Below are 2,232 nucleotides of genomic sequence, written 5' to 3' on the forward strand. Positions count from 1 at the left end.
CCGTCATTGAGTTCGGCAGGGAGGGCTTGTAGCAGTTCATCGGCCAGAGAGGCACTGAACCCGGCTTCTCGCAGCAGGCGCTTGAGTCGTGTGCGGCAATCTCGGGTGGGAGCATGGCGTGCCTGCTCTCGGGCCAGCAGTGCCCGCATGTCCTGCATCTCGCGTAGCAGCTGCTCGCTCATGGTCTGCAGGGAGCGCTCGTCGATCGATGCATTATTGAGCGGTGGGGCCGCTGGCACGGAGGAGGGCGGAAGCGCGTCTTGCGCCGAGGAGGCTGTCATGCCTTCCATGGCTGCGTCAGCCATCGCCAGGATCTCCACGCCCTGCTCGGTGCGCCGGTTGGCCAGGATCAGGGCATCATCTCCAAGCGACTCACGCACCTGGCGCATGGCCTCTCGACTGGTGTTGCCCGAGAATCGAATGACGCTCATCTATCAGCGACCTCCTAACAGAGTGGTGACACGCAGGGTACGATCATCGGGAATCTCTGCCTGGGACATCACGACCAGGTGGCGCAGGCGTCGTCGCAGGAAGCGTGAGAGCAGCGCCCGCAGGCCGTGCTGTACCACCAGGACGGGTGGCTCGCCGCTTGCCTCATGGCGCTCAAGGGCCTGTTCGGCCTGGGTCATCAGCGTCTCGGCCAGCCCTGGCTCAAGCGCGCCGTTGCCGTTCACGGCCTGGGTCAGTACCTGTTCGAGCTGGCTTTCCAGGCCGATGACCTTGAGTTCTTCGCGGCCGGCAAACCACTGCTGGGTGATGCCTCTGCCCAGCGCGATACGTACCACGGCCGTCAATTCATTGGCATCCTGCTGATGCGGGGCATGTTCGGCCAGGGTATCGAGAATGGTGCGCATATCGCGGATCGAGACCTCTTCTTCGAGCAGGTTCTGCAGCAGACGCTGCAGAACTGTGAGGGAGATGGCCTTGGGCACCACATCCTCTACCAGGCTCTGCTGTTCTTCACTCAGCTTGTCGAGCAGCTTTTGCACTTCTGAGCGTCCGAGCATCTCGGCGGCGTGTCGGTGGAGCAGGTGGTTGAGGTGAGTGGCCACCACCGTGCTGGCATCCACCACGGTATAGCCATAGACCTGAGCTTGTTCACGCTGGCTGGTGTCCACCCAGACGGCTGGCAAGCCGAAGGCCGGATCCTGGGTCATCATGCCCTTGAGCTCACCGGTCACCTGGCCTGGATCGATGGCCAGCCACTGGCCGGGGAAGGCTTCCGCTCGGCCGATTTCCGCGCCCTTCAGGGTCAGTAGATAAGTGTTGGCGCCCAGCTCCAGGTTGTCGCGGATGTGGACCACCGGGGGCAGAAAGCCGACCTCCTGGGCAAATTTCTTGCGTACACTCTTGATCCGACCCAGTAACTCGCCCTGTTGGCGGGCATCGACGAGAGGGATCAGACGATGTCCCACTTCAAGGCCCAGCGTATCCACCAGCTGAACGTCCTCCCAGCTGGCTTCCGGTGCCTCAGGCGTCGGCGGAGGTTCGGCCGCGATCTCCTTCTCGACCAGACGACGTTCCTTCTGGCGAAGCAGCCACCAGGCCAGCCCACCCAGCAATGCCGTGAAGATCAGGAACACCAGGTTGGGCATGCCCGGGACGAGCCCCAGCAGCCCCATGACCGCAGCCGCCAGGATCATGACTTGTGGATTGACGAACAGCTGACTGATCATCTGCTGTCCGACGTCCTGGTCGGTAGTGACCCGTGAGACGGTCACGCCGGCAGCCGTGGAGATCACCAGGGCGGGAATCTGCGCGACCAGGCCATCACCGATGGTCATCAGGGTGTAGGTACGGGCCGCACTGCCGAAATCCATGTCGTGCTGAAGCATGCCGATCAACAGGCCGCCGATCACATTGACGACCATGATGACCAGGCCGGCCATGGCGTCGCCCCGCACGAACTTGCTGGCACCGTCCATGGAACCGTAGAAATCGGCCTCCTGAGCCACGTCGCTGCGTCGTTGCCGTGCCTCATCCTCACCGATCAGTCCGGCATTGAGGTCGGCATCGATGGCCATCTGCTTGCCCGGCATGGCGTCGAGCATGAAGCGGGCGCCCACCTCGGCGATGCGCCCGGCCCCCTTGGTGATGACCATGAAGTTGATGATCACCAGGATCAGGAATACCACCAGGCCGACGGCAAAGTTGCCACCCACGAGGAACTCGCCGAAGGCCTCGATCACCTTGCCCGCCGAGTCACCGCCCTGATGGCCTTCCATCAGGATG

The 2,232-nt window shown here is 63.0% G+C and carries 1 protein-coding gene and 1 pseudogene; both read right to left on the reverse strand.

Features of this window, described 5'->3' with window-relative positions:
* Positions 1–431 (reverse strand): annotated as a pseudogene (locus RI841_RS16095) (flagellar biosynthesis protein FlhF); the annotation flags it as partial.
* Positions 432–434: 3 nt separating this feature from the next.
* A partial coding sequence (flhA, locus tag RI841_RS16100) for a flagellar biosynthesis protein FlhA (protein WP_310706642.1) occupies positions 435–2,232 on the reverse strand: 1,798 nt, incomplete at its 5' end.

The sequence above is a fragment of the Halomonas sp. genome, assembly GCF_031581305.1.
In the GTDB taxonomy this organism is placed as follows: domain Bacteria; phylum Pseudomonadota; class Gammaproteobacteria; order Pseudomonadales; family Halomonadaceae; genus Halomonas.